Source organism: Nitrobacter sp. MLSD-S21, from assembly GCF_058809865.1.
This window is the reverse complement of sequence record NZ_JBXASZ010000015.1, coordinates 1-18,519: the sequence shown is the minus strand read 5'-3', so window position 1 is coordinate 18,519 and position 18,519 is coordinate 1. Positions and strand designations below refer to the sequence as shown.

The following is an 18,519-nucleotide window of genomic DNA, read 5'->3' as shown; positions in this document are numbered from 1 at the left end:
CGGATGATTGCGCTCTAGGAAGGCCGCGAGCGGCGGGCTTTGTACCGGTTCTGACCGACACGAATGGGCCGGCAGGATTATCTGCGAGCCGTCGGGCCGCGTGATTACGATGCGCAGGTTTCCGCCGGCATCCTTTTCGATCGAGAACATCGGTTCTGTCTTCATCGGGACCTGCAGCGCTCGTGAACGGTCGATAGCTGGCAACTCCGGGACCAGAGGCAAGGTTCCCGCGGTCTGCCGCGCCCGCTCACTTGAGCCGCCGGTCCGGGCAGGCTCGCCCATCGGTCGATATAGCGGCGGTCTCCGCTTTGCGGATCTTCTTAACCAGATCATACCGGTCCGCGCAGCCCGCCGCCGCGTCGGCCTTCGAGCGCTCGTCCGCGACGAACTCAGAGAGGCGGTCCTGGAACGATACCGTCTGCTTGGAACGCCGCCGCTTCTTTATAAGCGCACTCCTTTCCGTAAGTTGAAGGGCGGGTGCGCCGTTAGGTTTCTCATCACCGATGTAAGCCGCGATCCGCTCGGTGGTCCGGGCCAATCTCAAAGGCGGTTAGCTTTCACCCCGCCATGGCCCCCGCCAACTCCGCCGTCGGCTTCCGGGCGCTCGGCATCGTCCTCCACGCGATGCTCAGCACGGCATAGGCGGGCTCGCCGGTGGACTTGTCGACCATCACGCTTTCGATCGAGCCATCAGCGGCAACCGGCTCCAGGGCTATCCCAAGAGCGTGTTCGGCAGCTCCGGCTCCGAGCTCTTCGATTGGATCGCGAAGCGCGCGGAGCTCGACTCGAAATCGGCAAAGCCATGATGGGTGACGGTTTGCTGATGATCGAACAGCGGCGATTAGCGAACGTATACAAGAAAAAGAGGGCCAATCGGCCCTTAAGTCTTCTTGGTCGCGTTCCTGCTGTCCCGGATGCGGACGGCCTCCTTGTGAGACCCATATGCCGCGCTCAGGTGGCCTTAGTTGTGCGAGCTTCGCTCGGAAAACGATGGTCCGCCAGACGAGACAAGGTCCGGATGTGGCGCCTTGTCTTCTTCGGTGCTTCGCGTTGTAGGCTCGAGCGGATGCCAGACCTGACCCGCAAGGGCTGGTGTATCTTTGTATATGACGGCCAGGGAGGCTGCATCTCGGTGATGCCGATAGGGGAGCTGAGCAGCTAAGGGCCGCGCTTTTCTCCTGGTACAATTAGATCCCATGCACAAAGCGCGCAGCGCCTGATTGCTGGAAGCTTGTCGAAAGAAAAGCATCTCGGTCGCGGAGGCTTTATCTGCTTCGCCTGCCGTTCCTTTCTGTCGAACGAGTGCAGCAGGAAGCATTACTACGCAAACCGCGCGAATAAGTGACTTTGACTTTGTCGGGTGAGCCGAAATCGACGCAGCACATCTACAGCCTCGTATGCTACGGCCGGCATCCCAAGCGCTGCATGACGACTCGGGGCGCGCTCTCAGTACCAGCGGAAGCGCGGGCGCAGTGGAAGAGCGAGCCGCTCAAGGGCGAGGTTCGCATGCATATCACGCTCTACTTCAGCACGAAGTGCAAAGCCGACTGGACAATTTCCACAAGCTGAGCTGCGACGCTCTCAGCGGCACCGCCCATGAGGACGACAGCCAGATACGGCACGTGACCGTCGCGCTCGCGTACGACAAGCGGAAGCCTCGAATTGAGATCGCGGTCGAGCCGTTGTGACAAAGCAAAGCCGCCAACCCTGGCGGAGCCGGCGGCTTCTTCGAGCTGACTAGCTCAGCTCTTACCCTGGTCCTGGGTGCCTTCGGGATGCTCGTCTTCATCCCCGTCCTTCTTCGGGATTTTCACGCCGGGCTGCTGGTTAGGCTGCACTCCGGCCTTCATGTCCGACTTCAGCGGAGCCTTCGAGCTGTGATCTACCTTGTCATTCGGGTTCGACATTGGATACTCCCTGATCTTTCCGGCCGAAGCCGTAGCGGACGCAGCTAAGAGCGTCCGCCCTTCTTTCCGGCCTCAGACGCCTTCTCGCGATCGTTAGCGAAATTGCCGGGATTGTCCTTTCCCGACTGCCCGCCTTGGCCTTTTCCGCCCTGACCCTGGCCTCCCTGGCCCTTGCCGCCTTGGCCTTGGCTGCCCTGTCCCTGACCGCCCTTATTCTGATTGCCTTGAGCCATCTCATGTTCCCTGTTTTGCGCTGCGACGGCGCCATCGCCGTCACCGAAGCAATGGGATCGGCCAGCCGGCGTTCCTAATTCCTCGGATTACTTTTGGGCTGCGCCTGCGTCGCGGGATCCGGCTTTCCAGGCATCGGAGTTGCGAACGTAAAACGTTCTCAAGTCCCCCACACCTTTGCCCATCGCGACTGCAACGCTTTGGGCGGGTTAGCGCTTTGGAACGTCTAGTTCAGGTCTTTTTGGAACGTCTAAGTCAGGCTTTTTCGGAACGTCAAAGTCAGGTTTTTTGGGGACGTCTAGGTCTGGTTTTTTCGGGACGTCTAGGTCTGGAAGCGGTTCCGAGCTCGGAGAAAAAGACCATTTGTCGTTAATGACGGCGATTTCGTAGCAGGGAGCTTTTACTAGCAACTCACCGGCGGCACCTAACAGCAGTTCAGCTGCACGCGCGTCTTGACCAGCAATTTCCATCGAGGGAAACGGAGCCGCAGGCTTAGAGTTCCGGGCGATTAGAACCTTCATTAGCTGTGAAGTTCGGCTATCAACGGGCCGATACACCAGCTACCACAAACATGCGACGCGCTGTTTGTTACGGCCGCTTTTAGTTGACGACGCCTTAGGACTTGCCGGGAGCCTACCGGCGTTGCATCCGAAAGTAATCTTCACAGGACCGTGAGTATAACCTTGGGGAGCGGGGCGCCGGACGCATGCGGCCAGGTGATATAATCAGAACCAAAATTGATTCGAGGCGACGTATGGCCATCGCGCGGCAACACAAGATCACATCCTCAGCGCCGGTTACACATCGCGCGCGCTCTGCTTTTCGTACTCTGCGTGGCTGGGCGCTCGGCACGCTGGTTGATCAAGGTGCGGTAATTGAATGTGGGGATCACGGACACCGGCTCGACCGTGCCGATCCTGATGCTTGGAACCGCGCTCGGGAAGAAGCTTGGCGAAACCCGTTCGACGGGGCCACTCCCGCTGCCTGCATCGCTGAGATGGATGACATCAGGCATGGGCTCGGCGACACCTGCCCTGACTGTTGATTTTATGTTCTGACTCCCTTTCTCCCAGCTCGGATCTATATTGAGGCCCCGCAGCTGGAGTTTGCGTACATGGCACCTCGCGCCAATTGGAAGGGTTTCCTGCGGCTGTCCCTCGTGACCTGCCCGGTGGCACTGTTTCCGGCTACCTCGGAGTCCGAGAAGGTCAGCTTCAACCAGATCAATCGCAAGACAGGGCACCGTATCAAGTATCAGAAAGTCGATGCCGAGACCGGCGAGGAAGTGGCGAACGAAGACATCGTCAAGGGCTATAAGGTCGATACTGACAGCTATCTCGAGATCACTAAGGAGGAACTCGAGAATATCTCCCTTGAGTCCACACGCACGATTGACATCGATCAGTTTGTGCCGCGCACCGAGATCGATGACCTCTACATCGTCAGGCCTTATTTTCTGGTGCCGGATGGCAAGGTCGGCCACGATGCTTACGCCGTGATCCGCGACACCATCAAAGCGGCCGGCAAAGTGGCTCTGGCGCGGGTGGTGCTGACAAACCGCGAGCACATCATTGCAGTGGAAGCACGCGACAAGGGCCTCATGGGTATGCTGCTGCGCTATCCCTACGAGGTGCGCCAGCCGGCTGATTATTTCGATGACATCAAGGACGTCAAGATCACCAAGGATATGCTCGATCTAGCAAAGCATATCGTGGAAAAGAAGAGCGGACACTTCGACCCGAAACGGTTCGAGGATCATTACGAGAACGCCTTGAATGAAATGCTTGCTAAAAAGCAAAAGGGCCAACCAATCACTGCCCCTAAGAGACCAGAGGGCAGTAACGTGGTTGATTTGATGGACGCGCTTCGTCAAAGCTTGAAGCCTGGATCCGCGCCAAAGGCCGCCAAGGCGCCCGCCAAGAAGTCAGTTAGAAAGACGGCAGCCAAGAAGCGCAAGGCAAGCTGAATTCCTTCAAGACATCGGGTTGGCTCAAACTACTTAAGAAGTTGAAATAAAAACACACGCCGGGACCTCGAACGCGCGCTACGCCACGGTGGTGACTTGGAGACGAGCCTCGCGCGCGCGATCAATGCGGCTTCCGCCATCGCTCTGATAGTGGCCTCCGGAAAATTCAGCTCCAGCAGATTGAGGAAGGTCGTTTCTCTACCGATAGTCATGTTGGCTTTGATGATCTGCGCCGCGGCGTTGACCTCCGCATGGGTAAACCGCGCGGCCGGTGCATGATTTTGCTCTGCTTGTTAGGGTTCACGATTGATTTTCCAACGGTCACCGCAGCGTCGGCGGCAACCAACCCAAAGCGCGTGGGTTCAATTTTAGCCGTGCGCCCGCCTGGAACATTCACATCCGCCGCTTATTGGATTCGCACCTCCGATAGGTTCAGCTGAAACGTAGAACCAGCCTGCGCATCTCTCGAAGGAGACTGCCATGTTGCCGATAGAATTAGGGTATGGGCTGATGATAGCTGGAGCCTTGCTGGTGGCGGCGGGTGTCGTTGGCTTGGCGTTGCGCCGAAATACGGAGGACGAAGCTGATCCCGTTGCGCTTCCCGGAGACGCCCCATGGAAGGGCCTGCGATCGGATTCTCCACCGGGTAGTAACCCGCGCCTTCGCGAACAACGGCACAACCTAACGGAAGATAATCGGCAGCAATGACAGGCCTGCTACTCGACCGGCTTCACCGTGCGTGCCTGAATGCGAAGGGTAGGACGGCAAGCGTTGAACGCCCGGAACGGGATATTACCGCACCTGGCTCCCGGACCCGAATTGGCTCGCCCTGACACCCATCGGCGGGCCTTTTTGATGGCGTAGTTCCCGATCCGCGGCCTTACCTCTCGGCAGCTAAAAAATTGCGCGCGCTCTTGAAACCAGATTCCAGTTTTCTAATTATTGTCGCCACCTGATGGTGGCGTCCGGGTGCCATAGGGCCCGGGCTGAAGGCGGGCACCGGTTGTGTCCGGTGCTTCATACCCATCTTGCTCTTTGGAGGACGTGGTTATGCGCACTTATGACTTATCGCCCTTGTCGCGGTCTACCATCGGTTTTGACCGCCTCCTGAACCTCGCGGAAACCGCTCAGCGTGCCGCAGAGGATACTTATCCACCCTACAATATTGAACGGCTCAGCGAGGATCGATACCAGATCTCGCTGGCGGTTGCCGGTTTCTCGCCTGACGAGATTTCCATCACCGCCGAGCAGAACGTTGTCACCATCGAAGGCACCAAGACCGAACAAACAAAGCGAGAATACCTGTACCGCGGGATCTCCACGCGCCAGTTCAAACGGCAATTCAGCCTGGCTGATTACGTGCAGGTGAAGGGCGCGACCTTCGATAATGGCCTGCTCCAGATCGAGTTGGTTCGAGAAATCCCCGAGGCTATGAAGCCGCGTCGGATCGCCATTAATGGCGCACCAGCAGCCTACGCAAATGTTCACAAGATCGAGGCCAACGCGGCCTGACCCGATACGTTTTAAAAATTGCCGCGCGCTGCCACGCGGCGCGCGGCTCAGTAATCGTCTAAGAATGGAGGCAACCATGCGGTCGGCGACCGCCTATGACAACGTTCTTGATTTCAACGCGCTTTATCTCCGTCAAAAGTCATTCGAACATCCGAAAGATGTTGTAACTGATACCTTCCTATCGACCGTTGAAAAGCGCGCCATGCTGGCGTCCTGGGCTTCCGATGCATGGGCAGTCAGATCTTCTCCCGCATTGCGATGGCCTCGTCGTCTGAAGGCCCCGGTCAGGATCGACGAGATCCTCGAGGCATTGCGAGAGCTGGACTACTCCCCTCCCAACCCGCCGGGCGGGGAGCCTTTTCGTCTACGCTCAGCAGAACGCGCGATTGCAGCTTAGGAGCAAGCGATGGTTGGCGAGACGTCTCGCAGTTGCGCTAAATACGCGTCTACTATTGGACAGACGCGGCATCCGCCTGCCCGGTATTACTCCTGGATGGACAGATTAGAGCGCATCATAGCTATTGCCGTTGCAATCGGAGGTATTGGGTTAATCGCAGCCCTGGCCGGTCTGTCGAGCATTCCGGCCTACCTGCCGTCGCCTCGCTAGCCGACAACGGCAACCCATTGCTCGTTTCGGAGACTGCCGACGCTTGGGGTTATGTCATTTGAGTGAGTTGGCGGTAGTTGTAACGGAGATAATACTCTCGGAGGAGATCAGATTTGTCGAAGAAGGCGGCCAATTCGATTGACAGGCATGTCGGCAATCGTGTGCGCATGCGCCGCCTGATGCTCGGCATGAGCCAGGAGCAACTCGGCGAAGCTCTGGGACTGACGTTTCAGCAGGTGCAAAAATATGAGAAAGGCACCAACCGCGTCGGCGCCAGTCGCATCCAGCAAATTTCAGAGATTCTTCAGGTCCCGGTTTCTTTTCTGTTCGACGGTATTCGCATGGACAGCTCCAGGCTCAGCGAAGCGCCATCATACGTCTCAGAGTTTCTCTCGACATCCCAGGGTCTAGCCCTGGTCCGCGCATTTAGCGGGATCACCGATGCAAAGCTCCGCCGCAGCATTGTCGAATTGGTTGAGCAGCTTGCGTCCCGCGATGGCAAGCTCAGGGCAACCGGTCTCGACGCCGGCCGATCCACCCTGCAAAATTAGCCTGATCAGGTAGTCGGCAGATGCGCATACCGCGGCGTCGTTCTGGTGTGCTTGAATAGGTGATGCTTGCGAGCCTTCGGCGGCGGATCAAAGATCGGCGCCAGACGCTCATACAGCATCGCCGCCATCGCCTCACGCTTCCGGACCGCTTTGCGATTTGCCCGTAGGCCCGCATGCGGTTATCGGCATGGATGCAGGAAGCCCCATGACCTTGGTATGAAAAGCGGCGGCGAGGTCAATTATAGAAAGCGCCGTTTCCAACCCTCTTAAACCTTTGCCAAGAGTGCCCCTGCTCGCGCGGTCCCACAGGGTCTGACTATATCTTGAAAAGCCGCTTGATCGTCGCGATCGCCTGCTCGGGACCGCGCCAACCCAAGAAATCAATTTCCGTCTCCTCCAGCGTAGGTAGCTAGAACGAACTTCTCCAGTTCGTCATGTGTTCGCGAACCAAGGTTTCGACCGTCATTCAGATCGGTCTCAGTTCAGGATCTACTTCGTCAAGCGTGAGAACATCGCCATCTCGCAGATCGAAACAGAAGCGACGCATCGAAGTATCCTTGCAAAGGAGCCATCGGTCGGATCAGAGCTCTAGGGCGGTAGCGCCAGGCTGCTTAGCGAGATCTCGAAGAGCCGCCCACGTTCCCCGCGGGAAACGGCAGCGACCACACTCGATCACCGCTGCTGCGTCTGCTGGCGTCGGATTCGCAACTCTGATGGTTAGGCTGCCGCAATTGTCGCAAACGAGCTTGAAGGTATTATTGTCGATCATATTAGATCACTCCGGAAGAAGATCAGAAATACGTCAATCTTTGACGAGCGACACAACGAAGCAGCACTGTTCGAGTTCCATAGCGATCGTCCGTACGATGGGGTCGGTCGCTTTTTGGAACGCCGGACCAGCGGCCGAATTGCTGCACCATGCCCAGGTATTTCTTCCATTTGGCAGGCCGGCTTTCAGCCCAGGATGTTATGGGCCACGAATGCCTCAACGACGAAGAGGCTCGAGAACACGGCAGTTTCATCGCTTACCGCGTGGGAACAGAAAAGCCGGACATGGTGCAAGAAGGGAACTTCATTTCGGTCACCGACGAGGCCGGCGAAGAGCTGTTCAAGATCCCTATTGCTTCCACTTTGATCGCAATCACCCGAGATGGCCGTGGCGACCCACAGATTTCAAGCGAATCGAACAATCCACGGTTCCCGCCTGCGACGAAGTAATGCTTCCATAAGAGAGACGCGCCATCCATGGGTCCCATCGAGGACCCTGTTCTGATTTCAGAAAGCTTTGACCGCCGAACTCTTGCAGACTTGGCTATTGCGCTCGAACGTGCCTGCGCCAAAGTGGCCGGGTGACAAAAAGCACAGAGCACGGCGACACATTGCGGCTCGCATCGCGCAATGTGCCAGAAGCGGCAATCGGAGTTTAGCGGCCCTCATCCGAGCAGGAGAGACTGCGGCGGGCGAGCTGCGCAAGTCCTAGTGGGAATTGCCGCGGGCCGCGAGGCTGCTCGACGACCTACGGGACACCGTGGTCTGCCTGCCGGGTCGTACCACCGGCCTATCAACGAATGCGCAGGAGATCGTTTCTAAGGAAAGCCAGCCGCGTTTCCGCTCTATTAAACCGGTCCTGACCGGGGCAAAACGAAAAGGGCCAGCACCTGGTGCCGGCCCTTGTCTATTTCAACCAAGAAGTTCGAGAGTAATCAGTATCCCGGGGCCATCGGAGCACCCATCGGGGCACCCCAGTTGAAGCGGTAGTTCAGGCCGACCTTGATGGTGTGCTGGTCGTTGCGGAAGGTCCCGGCGGCTCCCACCGGTCCAACGAAGTTCACAGTGCCGAGATCATAGTACTGGTACTCGACCTTGCCCGACCAGTTCTGGGTGAACAGGTATTCGAGGCCGCCGCCGACGGTATAACCGTCACGGCCACCATTGCCACCGAAGCCGTTGGTGAAGCGTGAGTCAGCCCAGCCGTAGCCGCCCTTGACGTACAGCAGCGCCGGACCCCAGGTGTAGCCGAGCCGGCCCGTGACCGAACCGAGGCCGCGGTTGGCGAAGTTGCTGCCGGTGTCGAGGAAGCTGTAATTTGCTTCGATACCGAAGACCCAGTTCGGCGAAAACTGCGTGTCGTAGCCGATCTGACCACCGCCCATGAACCGGCCATCGTTATTGCTGGTGAGAAAACCCGGTGCGAGAACGTTGTTCGCGCCACCGAAAGCACCGCCGATGTGACCACCGATATAGAACCCGGTCCAGTTATAGATGGGCGCCGGCGGCGCGTAAGCCGGTGCCTTGGTGTAGGGGCGAGCCGCTAAGTCAGCGGCGGACGCAACCGATGCGCTGATCAGCACGGCTGCGGTTGCAAGCAGAATCTTCTTCATGAGGGAACCCCAAAGTTGGAATCGATCGATAACATCCACCCTAACGCTTTGACCTCGGTTGCGGCTGTAGCGGGTCTGCCACACTCGGGTTAATTGTATGGCCGTGAGCAGCTGCAAAAAATAGCCCCACCATTTGCTGGCGGGGCTAAGGAGTGATCGATTCCTGGACCGGACAGTTGCCGGCTGGAACAAATAGACACAGCTCTCTGCAATTTCCAAGGAAATAACGCCGCGAGTATTGCGCGCCCTTCACGCGCCCTTCAAAAGACTACGAGGCACTCATTGTCCTCCTGCAGCGTCCGCATCCGGCCCGGCCGAACCAGAGCCACTGCCACTCGTTGTCGAGCTCTCCACCTTGATGGCCTTCTCCATTCGCTCGACCAACGTGGTTGACTATGAACTGGGCTCGAGCTTCACATTGATGCCAAGGTCCGAGTTTGGCCTCACTTCTGCGTCCACCTGCGCGTGCTGAGAACCGGCATTCACGGGCGCGGTGACCAATTTTCACCGTCGTTGCGAGGATCGGGCATCGGCAATCCGCTCTCCGTTGTGCGTGCGCCGAGGATCCGAATTGGCATCGGCAAAGCCAACGGGAAAGTCCGGAGTCTAGTTTCGGGGGATCGTTCGTCGGCGGCGCCGCCGCTATGGTCGAAAGGGAAGGTGATGCGCTGCTCGGCCGCGTATGGAGCATCGCCGACAGTCCCGGACCCTGGCCGTGCAGCGCTTCGATGGTAAAGCATTTCGACTCCAATTGAATGTGGAACTTGCCACTGGATGGTCCGTTGGTGCTGGTCAAATCCAAGGAAGGACGGAGACACGATGAGGATCAAAAACGTATTTCCAATAGCAGCCGCTGCAGCGACGCTAGCTCTATTCATCATGCCGCATCAAGCGCGTGCACAAGGTGTTTTCAACGGTATGGAGCGCGGTGCCAACCAAGGCGCGTACGAGGGAAATCGTGCTGCGGGACCGGTAGGCGGCATAGTTGGCGGAGCGGTCGGTGCCGGCGTGGGTGGCGCTGCGGGTGCAGTCGGTGGCTTATTCGGCGCTCCGTACCAAGGCCAGTACTATAATCAGGGATACTACAACCAGGGACAATATTATCCGAACCAGGGACCATACTATGGTCAGGGACAATACTATCCAAATCAAAGACACTACTACGGACACCATCATAGCAATCGGTGCCACGGTTATTGGAAAAAAGGGAAGTACCACTGCTATCGTCACCGCCATTGAGTCATTTCCAGCGGACGCCGTGGGCCGGCTCCCGAGCACACATCGAACTCACTGACTAGCCCACGCGCGAACGCCTCGAATTAGACCCGCTGGTCCATCGCGCGCCTCTTGCGGCGCGTCTACTAGCCTATCGAACGCAGTACGGCTTGCTTTTCAGTCCTTTTCTACTTTGTAAAAACTCTCCCAACTCAATATGCGACAATCGTCCGCACGTGCCGCCAGCTGAAATCAAGATGTACCTAAAGCGACGCGAAGCGTGGCTGAGGTCATCCGTCCAGTTCAATCAATGCGATCACAGCCTCACTTCGAAGAGCAAATCCCTAACTGGAAAAGAAATCCCCGCATTTTTGCACGGCCGTATCGGAGGGACCCCATGGCATGATAGGCACTGCGGACGTGGAGTTATGCGGTGAGCCTTCGATCACTCGGTCGGAATAAACCATATATACCAGCACGTTTCGTTTGGCGTCGCAGCCCCGTACGATTTGCATCTTCTTAAAGAATAGCGAGCGCCGCTTTCGAAACATGTCTTCGCCCTGTTTCATCTTTTCTTTGAAGCGAATCGGTCCCATCTGGCGGCACGCCAGCGAAATATTCGAGACCTCTTCTGCCATTCCAAGCCATCCCTTAATGCCGCCCTTCTCTGGCGCCGTGAAATGGCATGCAACGCCTTCGATCTCAGGATCATCGAGGCCGTAAGTTGCCAGCTTGTCATTCGGCGTCAGCAGATTGAAGACCGTAGATCGGCGAAAAATTAGGTCAGGCTCATCTGCTGCCTGGGCGTAAGTCCCCGCGAGCGCCGCCATCGCAAGGATGACTCCTGCGAAAAAGATCGGAGCGGTTCGGCGCTTCTCATCATCAATCTGAGCTCGAAGTATCATCAAGTAGCTCCGTTTGCTGGTCCAACCTAATTAGGTTCGCCAAGTTCCATCTGGAAGGTTCATTCCTCCAGCGGGCAAAGAATGGGATTGGTCGGAAGGATTTACATCGAAAAATCAGCGTTACAGACGGGTTGGAAATGAGCCCGAAGGTTCGTCGGGACCATTCGTCAGAACCTAGCCAAGCGCCGCACCGTCCAACGGAGTGCCAACCGCGTCGACCCCTTCCGACGAAATAATTTATTATGGTTTGGTTGCAGGCGCGGCTACGTTGGCTCACGGAGAAGGTTGGATTCCAGTTCCGACGCGATCTCACGCACAGAATTGTGCCCAATTTATTCGGCCACTTTTTATGGTTTTTCGGGCTGTCCGTTGCCACACGCAGGATCGGTTAGACCCAGGTAATTGGCGTAACTGCTGTTGGCTGTTAGGCAAACAAGCTCGGTAACTTGACCGTATCGTATAGGGGAACGGCCGTGAACGTTCTAGAACGGAATAATGTGCGCGTTCGCGGATCAGCGGAGCGAGCTATGATCTTTGCCCACGGATTTGGCTGTGATCAAAATATGTGGAGGTTTGTCGAACCCGCCTTTGCAAACGAATTCAAAACCGTCCTCTTTGACCACGTCGGAGCTGGGGAATCTGACCTGGCAGCGTATGACAGATCAAAGTATTCGAGCCTGGCCGGCTATGCAGATGATGTCGTTGAGATAGGACGCGAGCTTCGCCTGTCAGATGCGGTTTTTGTGGGCCATTCAGTCAGCAGCATGATCGGAGCTCTCGCGGCACAAAAGTCGCCCGGAATGTTTGGCAAGTTAGTGATGGTTGGTCCTTCGGCGCGCTACATCGACGATGGCGACTATGTCGGAGGCTTTAGCCAAAAGCAGATCGAGGAGCTCCTTCAGTTTCTAGAAACCAACCATATGGGATGGTCGATACAAATGGCTCCCGCGATCATGGGTAATCCCGACCGACCCGAACTTGGTGAGGAGTTGATCAACAGCTTTTGCCGGACTGATCCGGAAATTGCGAAGTCATTCGCTCGCGTAACGTTCATGTCTGACAACCGGGCCGACCTCGCGAAGATTGATGTTCCGACGCTGATACTTCAATGCAGCGAAGACATCATCGCCTCAAGAGAAGTCGGCGAATACGTTCATCGCCAAATTCCCAGGAGTGAGATTGTATTTTTAGAGGCGACGGGACATTGCCCCAATCTCAGCGCGCCCGATGAAGTCATCGCGGCAATGAGACCCTTTGTCTGAGCCTGCCGTGGAAAATCGGATCGACGATCTCGAAGACATGTTCGAGAATGCACCGTGCGGCTATGTCATCCTGCTGCCGAACGGTCGCGTTGCACGGGTTAATAAGACGCTTCTGGATTGGACGGGCCATTCTGCTGATGAGATGCTCAATAAAAGGTTCAGCGATTTTCTGAACATGGCTGGCCGAATTTATTTCGAAACTCATATCGCACCGCTGCTGCGGATGCAGGGTTTTTTCAACGAGTTTGCAATTGACATGGTCACGGCGGGCGGGAAGCCGCTGCAAATGATCGCCAACGCCAACGAAAGCCGAAAAGCGGATGGCAAAGCCTTGGCTATACGACTTGCGTTGATCAAGGCGACGGATAGACGTCGTTATGAGCGTAATCTCTTAGAGGCTCGCGAGGCTGCGAAGACGGACTTGGCAAGCGAACGGGAGAGCTCTGAGTTGCGGGAGCAGTTTATCGCAGTGCTCGGCCACGACCTGCGTAACCCGTTGGCTTCAATCAGTGCCGGAGCGCGCCTGCTGGGGCGAGGGGCAAAAACCGATAAAGAGCATCAGATCATAGCGATGCTGGAGACAACTGTGCTTCGAATGGCGGGACTGATCGACAACGTCTTGGATTTCGCGCGCGGACGACTGGGCGGCGGTATCACGCTTGATCGAGATAGCGCCGCACCGCTTGAGCCAGTCCTGCATCAAGTAATTGATGAACTGCGGCTGTCATCGCCAGGGCGCCAAATAGAGGCCGAATTTGCTATTGACGTTCCCGTGGACTGCGACAGATCTCGAATAGGCCAGCTTGTTTCCAATCTCATCGGAAACGCACTTAGTCACGGTGCCTCCGATAAACCGGTATGCATTCGCGCGACAACGGAAGATGGCTTATTTAAATTGTCTGTCGCAAACGGCGGCGAACCTATACCCGAAGCTGCGCTCGACAAATTATTTGAGCCGTTCTTCCGTGGAAAGGTGCGGCCGAGCCGCCAAGGTCTAGGCCTAGGCCTCCACATCGCGTCGCAAATAGCAAAAGCTCATGAAGGAACACTCACGGTCAGCTCTACCAGTGAGGAAACCTGCTTCACCTTCGTGATGCCGCTTCGGTCCTCGCACCTACCGTGACTCCCCGAATCCGAAAAATTGCCATTACAAAAGAAAACGGTACACCTGTCACTTTGCTAAATATTGGGACTAATCATACATCTATTTTCTTGCGGGCCCCATCGCTTGCGTCGCCGTATCAGAACGCCGGCGAGGTAGAGACCTGCGAATTCTTCGATTTGCCTCTCATCGGTCTGAATGCTGCACAACCGTGCAGCTTAAATGAAAATGATAAGCAAGCCATAGCCGAGCCAAAAAATGACTGCAATGTTGGATGCTTCTCGCGCCCGATGATGTGCAAAACTCCCGCGTCGTCATCCATTCACCCCACGATTTCGGCTGCCGGGGAAGAGGGCAAAAACGTAAATCAAGCAGTAGCCTCCCTTGACACCCGGCGCCTGCATAATCACTGGCCCTTACCTTTAGGTCCAAGCAAGCGCTTCCACAGGAATGGCGCAATTAATTGAGGGTATCGGCTAGCTCCGTTCGGCTCGTGATGACATTCACCGCGTGTTGATCGAGCATGCTTCGTTAAGCCTGGGCCATCGCCCCCATTACGCAACAAGTCGACCGGCTGGACCACATCCGTCCGAATTGCAAAACCCATGCCCATCCTCAAAGAGGATAACTTGGGGCTTGGTCGACGCCGTTTCTTGCACCTCCAGCGGAGTGGAGAAGGTTCGAACCCGGTTGCTCTCCCTCCGCCAGTCTTGCCTTCCTGAATATTCTCTCACCGAATTCGACCTGGCGAAGAAGCCCAGTATTCCGGAGTTTTCTTCAACAAAAGTCAGCACCACGCGACCGCGGCTGAGCCCAGAAATTCTCTCCATCAGGCCATCTCTCTCCAAAGCTCCCGACTGCGCGGATTTAATACGGTGCTCGTAAGCTATTGTTTCGTCACATGTTCTGATCCTGCTCACCTCCGCACTTTTCGCATGAACGCTTGGGGAGCCGAGTGCAGAAAATTCGGACCCGGCGTCTGATATTGCTTCGCTTTTTCGAAAACGTTCGTACGAATCTACCCTGCATCAAAAGCGCCTGTGCACGGTCGACGTCGATCGCGTGTTCACCGGGTGCCAGGCTGTGGGCAAGCGTTTCCCTTTGATCCGGTATCATCCGGACGTGTTGCTTCTTGACAGGTTTCAAGAGGACCAGAGATCGAATTCATTGTGGGACCTGTTCACCGACTTTGCAGTAGTTCTTCCTGCTCAGGCGCGGCTTCACCCGCCGAGAAAAGCGAGCCGATGATGGATTTCGGCACGCGACGTCGTTCCATGATCGTCCGCAACCGACCGAGAAATGGAAGGGCGTCGCAAAAAGGCCCGCTAGTCGCAGCGGGGCAAGGACCGCTCGGTGACGAGGGCTAAGGAACGCCGAGACGTTTCGTTCCTATAAGGTTCTCGTTAAAGCGGGCTAGGGCGCTCGAAAAAAAAGCCCCGCCGCAAGCAGCTAAACGACGGGCCTCAAGGGACGGGTATCATGAGGATTCTGGGTTCACCCCGTTCCGTCCGATCCAATGCGCGGCACAATGGAGTGCTCGACATCAGTGGCGGCGAATAGCCGCCGAGTCTGATCTATCTCTTGAGTACTTTCCGTTCGCGTTTCCCGATGGCAAATCCGATGGCGAGTCTCTCCATGGAGCTTCTCCTCCCAGTCGTAGCTTGAAAGCGTGCAACTACCAAAAAAGGCCCGCCGGATGTATTACAGCGGGCCTTTCGGGTTCGGGAGTCGGTGCTCAGTCAACGCCCATTCCGGGCGATCCAATGCGGAGCGCGGGAGAGCGTTCCGTTCCAGCTCCTCTAGTGAGTCGGGCGGCCGCTTTTTGAACCCTATTGCGATTATTTTCGGCTCCTGCCATTGCACGTCTTGCAGATTACCCGAAGCGAGCAGCTCTTCTAGTCGGCAGCCTGACGGTCATGGCCTTCCGCAAAGCGGGCAAACGTCTCGCTTCGCTGGTTGGTCGCGAGCTTGCTGTTCAGCCGACATCCTTCATTTGCGAAGCCGCACACGGCCCAGCCACCGTTTTCGGGGATGAATTGCACGCCAGCCTCTTCTTGGACGCGCCGATCGAGACGCAGGTCGACGTCTGGGGATCGCCCTTCCTCGCTCAATGCTGTTTAACGCCGCCGCAGAAATATCGGCCGCTTTCGCCAGATCAGTTTATGTTCAACATGCTCGCGCGCGAATCTGAGCGGGTGTGATCATAGCTGCGTATAAACGCAAAAGTTGTTTTCGTTCCCGGCCGCTGTAATTTTGAGGAGCGCTCGCACGAAACACGCCGCGGGCGGGGCTAATTTAATGCTTCGCTACAGGCGCGCTTCGGCGTCGGCGTAGTACCAGCCTCAGGCGCCAGCTGAGGGCAGTTGTCATTCAATTGAAGCTCCTAGGCTGGGGTGCACGGTCCCGCTGGGGACTGGGGGTCTTAGGGCAGGACCGTGCGGGCCAACGGCAGGAGATATCCGCCGGCCTGCCAATCAATTGGCCGGCAGCAGGCTCGTTCCTATCTTGCGAGGGGGCTAGTGTCGCAGGGCCAACGGATCGCGCGGACGCGTCAACCGAAGCCGCGCGCGTCACTGCCCGCCGCCGAAATAGATGATATAGACGATCACGAAGCTCGCTATAACAAGCGCCGTTCCGGCTAGCAGGACATTGCGTACGGTGGCCCGCGCTCCGCGCCGCGCGCTTCCGTCGCCGTCTCGACGATCCGTCCGTTTTCTAGCTTTGCCATTTCCGTATTCCTTATAGAGGTTGCGTATTCGGCGTTATTCAGTGCGATCGCGCTCAAGGAAGCCCGCGAGTGGCGGGCTTGCCATCTGTTCTGGATGTTTAGGGCCGTGAGCCGGCATCACGATCTGTGAACCGTCAGGCCGGGTGATGAGGATGCGGGTGATTCCGCCGGCATTCCTTTGGATCGAGAACATTGGTGAGGCTGCTTCATCGGGATCTGTCCCTCTGCTGGACAATCGACGGCTGGCAACTCCGGAGCCGAGGGCTGGGTTCCTTCCGCAGCCGCTGCGGCCTCAGCCGCTTCGGCCCGGGCGTGTTCGCCCAGCGATCGATATCCGCGGCGGTCTCCGCCTTGTGCACTGTCTTGGCCAGCTCGCACCGGTCAGCGCCCCCCGGCGCGCGTTCAGCCTCGGAGCGCGCGCCGGCGACGAATTCCGCGAGGCGGTCCCGGAGGGATGTGGTCTGCTTGAAACGACGCTGCATCTTCATGAGCGCGCTCCTTTCCGTAAGAGGAAGGGCGGGAGCGCCGTTAGGTTTCTCATCACCGATGTAAGCCGCGATCCGCTCGGTGGTCCGGGCCAATTCGGGGCGCGACCCGTTCGTTCCTAACAATCCGCGCGGCTTGTGCCGCTACTTCGGACGCTGCTTCTGCGTATGACGGCGAATGCCTTCCGCCCTGCGATGACATTAGGAACGACGCCCGCACGGGTTCGTTCGGTCTGCATACGAGCTCAAAAGCAAGAGCAATACTTTTATGACAGATCCAGAAACCCGACCCAGCGTAGGCAGAGACGTTCCCAGGACCCGGCAGGCGCGATGCCGGCGCCCGCACCCGACAACATGCGTCCCTCCAGCAACTCGGCTCCCGTCGGCGGCCCGAATCCGGATCCCGGATACGCCGACCAGGCCACGCTGAACCGGCAGAACCCCGACCAGCAGCAGAACCGAGGAGAGCGGCCCCACGTGGAATTCGAGCAGGACGAGGGAGCCAGGAAGGCCGAGATAAAAAAAGCCGTGGAGGACGATGCCGAGCGCCCGGAAGCCGACGGCGGAGTTGCGGGGGCCATGGCGGGTGAAAGCCAACCGCCTTTGAACCCAACTACCAAGGAGAAACTGATGACTATAGACGCAAACAATGGAAACCTGGTTTCCAGCGACAAGTATAACGGAAGGCCGTCTACGGCGCCGAAAAGAGCAAGATAGGCTCGATCGAAAGCGTGATGGTCGACAAGTCCACCGGCGAGCCGGCCTATGCCGTGCTGAGCATCGGCGGGATCCTCGGCATGGGCGCTCAGCTTTACCCCGTTCCCTGGAGGGTGCTCAGGCACGACTCCGAGCTCGACGCCTACCGCAGCGAGATCAGCGGCAACCGGCTCAAGAACTATCCCAAGAGCGTGTTCGGCAGCTCCGGCTCCGAGCTCTTTGATTGGACCGCGAAGCGCGCGGAACTCGACTCCTATTACGACAACGTAGACACCGTGACGACGAAAGAAGGCGCGGAAAATCCGATGACACGAAGCAGCGGCTAAACCCGGCATGCCGTGAACGCCGTGTAACGCCCTACAACGCGAGGAGCAGATGCCTGACATCAGCGGCAGGGGCATCTGCTCCATTGTCTATGACGGCGAGGGCACGCCGCTAGCTATCGTGCCCGTCGATTCGGTGAACTGAGGCGCGGCGCACCACGCGAGATGGCGGCGTTAGGAACGATACCGCCGCGCCCGCATTCAGCCGGATGACGGTCTTCAGGTACACCATAACGGACATGGAAGACTGCACGTCAGACCCGATAGCGGTGGCGCTGGAATCAAACGACCAGGCTTTGGCATTCGGAAGCCGCATCGCCCGGGAGATGCTCGAGTGGATGCCAGACCTGACCCGCAAGGGTTGGTGCATCTTCGTATATGACGGCCAGAGAGGCTGCTTCTCGGTGGGTGCCAATAGGGAAACTGATCAGCTAAGGGCCGCGCTTTTCTCCTGGTACAATTAGTCCCATGTGTCCGTCGTCAGAACATTTGGCGCAGATGGCTGCTTGATTTAGCGGAGTGTCGGCCTCTGGTTGGTGATGTTAAGCAGCGAGCTTGCGGTGTTGCAAGCGCCTGAATTGGATTGTCTGTCGTTTGATCCTTTCGCGTTGTTCGATGATGGCAGAG

Annotated in this window: 18 protein-coding genes and 1 pseudogene; 13 read left to right on the top strand and 6 right to left on the bottom strand. The window is 57.4% G+C overall.

Annotation, left to right across the window (positions count from 1 at the left end; all coding sequences use genetic code 11):
- Positions 1-247: 247 nt before the first annotated feature.
- Positions 248-544, bottom strand: a complete 297-nt coding sequence (locus tag AC1RT6_RS21060; RefSeq protein WP_472791725.1) for a hypothetical protein — start codon at positions 542-544, stop codon at positions 248-250.
- 853 nt (positions 545-1,397) lie between these two features.
- On the opposite strand from AC1RT6_RS21060, the gene AC1RT6_RS21055 reads away from it, so the two are divergent.
- Entirely contained in the window at positions 1,398-1,688 is a 291-nt protein-coding gene (locus tag AC1RT6_RS21055) for a RusA family crossover junction endodeoxyribonuclease (protein WP_493029653.1), read from the top strand.
- A gap of 54 nt (positions 1,689-1,742) precedes the next feature.
- Here AC1RT6_RS21055 and AC1RT6_RS21050 read toward each other — a convergent pair whose 3' ends face one another.
- Entirely contained in the window at positions 1,743-1,907 is a 165-nt protein-coding gene (locus tag AC1RT6_RS21050) for a hypothetical protein (protein ID WP_472791727.1), read from the bottom strand.
- 44 nt (positions 1,908-1,951) lie between these two features.
- On the bottom strand, positions 1,952-2,140 hold the full coding sequence (locus AC1RT6_RS21045) for a KGG domain-containing protein (RefSeq protein ID WP_493029652.1): 189 nt from the start codon (positions 2,138-2,140) through the stop codon (positions 1,952-1,954).
- Between the two features lie 879 nt (positions 2,141-3,019).
- Between AC1RT6_RS21045 and AC1RT6_RS21040 the strand changes: the two genes are divergently transcribed.
- From AC1RT6_RS21040 to AC1RT6_RS21015, 6 genes are all read left to right on the top strand, one after another.
- Positions 3,020-3,196, top strand: coding sequence for a hypothetical protein (locus tag AC1RT6_RS21040; RefSeq protein WP_472791729.1), 177 nt, complete (start codon positions 3,020-3,022; stop codon positions 3,194-3,196).
- A 56-nt stretch (positions 3,197-3,252) separates the two neighbouring features.
- The gene (gene ku / locus AC1RT6_RS21035) at positions 3,253-4,104 is read left to right on the top strand and encodes a non-homologous end joining protein Ku (protein WP_472791730.1); all 852 of its coding nucleotides are present in this window, start codon (positions 3,253-3,255) and stop codon (positions 4,102-4,104) included.
- A 1,050-nt stretch (positions 4,105-5,154) separates the two neighbouring features.
- Entirely contained in the window at positions 5,155-5,616 is a 462-nt protein-coding gene (locus AC1RT6_RS21030) for an Hsp20 family protein (RefSeq protein ID WP_472791731.1), read from the top strand.
- 76 nt (positions 5,617-5,692) lie between these two features.
- Complete coding sequence (locus tag AC1RT6_RS21025; protein WP_472791732.1) at positions 5,693-6,013, top strand: hypothetical protein; 321 nt, start codon at positions 5,693-5,695, stop codon at positions 6,011-6,013.
- A gap of 323 nt (positions 6,014-6,336) precedes the next feature.
- On the top strand, positions 6,337-6,774 hold the full coding sequence (locus tag AC1RT6_RS21020; RefSeq protein ID WP_472791733.1) for a helix-turn-helix domain-containing protein: 438 nt from the start codon (positions 6,337-6,339) through the stop codon (positions 6,772-6,774).
- Positions 6,775-7,692: 918 nt separating this feature from the next.
- Positions 7,693-7,992: a DUF6894 family protein gene (locus tag AC1RT6_RS21015; RefSeq protein ID WP_472791735.1), complete on the top strand. Its 300-nt coding sequence runs from the start codon at positions 7,693-7,695 to the stop codon at positions 7,990-7,992.
- 485 nt (positions 7,993-8,477) lie between these two features.
- Here AC1RT6_RS21015 and AC1RT6_RS21010 read toward each other — a convergent pair whose 3' ends face one another.
- Entirely contained in the window at positions 8,478-9,155 is a 678-nt protein-coding gene (locus tag AC1RT6_RS21010) for an outer membrane protein (protein ID WP_472791736.1), read from the bottom strand.
- Between the two features lie 819 nt (positions 9,156-9,974).
- On the opposite strand from AC1RT6_RS21010, the gene AC1RT6_RS21005 reads away from it, so the two are divergent.
- The gene (locus AC1RT6_RS21005) at positions 9,975-10,394 is read left to right on the top strand and encodes a hypothetical protein (RefSeq protein WP_472791737.1); all 420 of its coding nucleotides are present in this window, start codon (positions 9,975-9,977) and stop codon (positions 10,392-10,394) included.
- 320 nt (positions 10,395-10,714) lie between these two features.
- Here AC1RT6_RS21005 and AC1RT6_RS21000 read toward each other — a convergent pair whose 3' ends face one another.
- The gene (locus AC1RT6_RS21000) at positions 10,715-11,200 is read right to left on the bottom strand and encodes a CreA family protein (protein ID WP_472791738.1); all 486 of its coding nucleotides are present in this window, start codon (positions 11,198-11,200) and stop codon (positions 10,715-10,717) included.
- Between the two features lie 548 nt (positions 11,201-11,748).
- Here AC1RT6_RS21000 and AC1RT6_RS20995 point away from each other — a divergent pair.
- From AC1RT6_RS20995 to AC1RT6_RS20985, 3 genes are all read left to right on the top strand, one after another.
- Entirely contained in the window at positions 11,749-12,537 is a 789-nt protein-coding gene (locus AC1RT6_RS20995; RefSeq protein WP_472791739.1) for an alpha/beta fold hydrolase, read from the top strand.
- Positions 12,538-12,574: 37 nt separating this feature from the next.
- Positions 12,575-13,660: a PAS domain-containing sensor histidine kinase gene (locus AC1RT6_RS20990; protein ID WP_472791808.1), complete on the top strand. Its 1,086-nt coding sequence runs from the start codon at positions 12,575-12,577 to the stop codon at positions 13,658-13,660.
- 1,895 nt (positions 13,661-15,555) lie between these two features.
- A complete protein-coding gene (locus AC1RT6_RS20985) occupies positions 15,556-15,840 on the top strand; it encodes a hypothetical protein (RefSeq protein WP_472791740.1) in 285 nt (94 codons plus the stop codon).
- A 733-nt stretch (positions 15,841-16,573) separates the two neighbouring features.
- Here the strand turns inward: AC1RT6_RS20985 and AC1RT6_RS20980 are convergent.
- Complete coding sequence (locus tag AC1RT6_RS20980; RefSeq protein WP_472791741.1) at positions 16,574-16,855, bottom strand: hypothetical protein; 282 nt, start codon at positions 16,853-16,855, stop codon at positions 16,574-16,576.
- A 627-nt stretch (positions 16,856-17,482) separates the two neighbouring features.
- On the opposite strand from AC1RT6_RS20980, the pseudogene AC1RT6_RS20975 reads away from it, so the two are divergent.
- Together AC1RT6_RS20975 and AC1RT6_RS20970 are read left to right on the top strand one after the other, a co-directional pair.
- A pseudogene (locus tag AC1RT6_RS20975) lies at positions 17,483-17,895 on the top strand (PRC-barrel domain-containing protein).
- 206 nt (positions 17,896-18,101) lie between these two features.
- On the top strand, positions 18,102-18,356 hold the full coding sequence (locus AC1RT6_RS20970) for a hypothetical protein (protein WP_493029651.1): 255 nt from the start codon (positions 18,102-18,104) through the stop codon (positions 18,354-18,356).
- Positions 18,357-18,519: the final 163 nt, after the last annotated feature.

Bases quoted from the DNA above. Each gene is read 5' to 3' on its own strand.
- AC1RT6_RS21055 (WP_493029653.1), top strand. From the start codon at position 1,398: ATGCTACGGCCGGCATCCCAAGCGCTGCATGACGACTCGGGGCGCGCT.
- AC1RT6_RS21050 (WP_472791727.1), bottom strand. From the start codon at position 1,907: ATGTCGAACCCGAATGACAAGGTAGATCACAGCTCGAAGGCTCCGCTG.
- AC1RT6_RS21045 (WP_493029652.1), bottom strand. From the start codon at position 2,140: ATGGCTCAAGGCAATCAGAATAAGGGCGGTCAGGGACAGGGCAGCCAA.
- ku (WP_472791730.1), top strand. From the start codon at position 3,253: ATGGCACCTCGCGCCAATTGGAAGGGTTTCCTGCGGCTGTCCCTCGTG.
- AC1RT6_RS21030 (WP_472791731.1), top strand. From the start codon at position 5,155: ATGCGCACTTATGACTTATCGCCCTTGTCGCGGTCTACCATCGGTTTT.
- AC1RT6_RS21025 (WP_472791732.1), top strand. From the start codon at position 5,693: ATGCGGTCGGCGACCGCCTATGACAACGTTCTTGATTTCAACGCGCTT.
- AC1RT6_RS21015 (WP_472791735.1), top strand. From the start codon at position 7,693: ATGCCCAGGTATTTCTTCCATTTGGCAGGCCGGCTTTCAGCCCAGGAT.
- AC1RT6_RS21010 (WP_472791736.1), bottom strand. From the start codon at position 9,155: ATGAAGAAGATTCTGCTTGCAACCGCAGCCGTGCTGATCAGCGCATCG.
- AC1RT6_RS21005 (WP_472791737.1), top strand. From the start codon at position 9,975: ATGAGGATCAAAAACGTATTTCCAATAGCAGCCGCTGCAGCGACGCTA.
- AC1RT6_RS21000 (WP_472791738.1), bottom strand. From the start codon at position 11,200: ATGGCGGCGCTCGCGGGGACTTACGCCCAGGCAGCAGATGAGCCTGAC.
- AC1RT6_RS20990 (WP_472791808.1), top strand. From the start codon at position 12,575: ATGTTCGAGAATGCACCGTGCGGCTATGTCATCCTGCTGCCGAACGGT.
- AC1RT6_RS20985 (WP_472791740.1), top strand. From the start codon at position 15,556: ATGGCCTTCCGCAAAGCGGGCAAACGTCTCGCTTCGCTGGTTGGTCGC.
- AC1RT6_RS20980 (WP_472791741.1), bottom strand. From the start codon at position 16,855: ATGAAGATGCAGCGTCGTTTCAAGCAGACCACATCCCTCCGGGACCGC.
- AC1RT6_RS20970 (WP_493029651.1), top strand. From the start codon at position 18,102: ATGACGGTCTTCAGGTACACCATAACGGACATGGAAGACTGCACGTCA.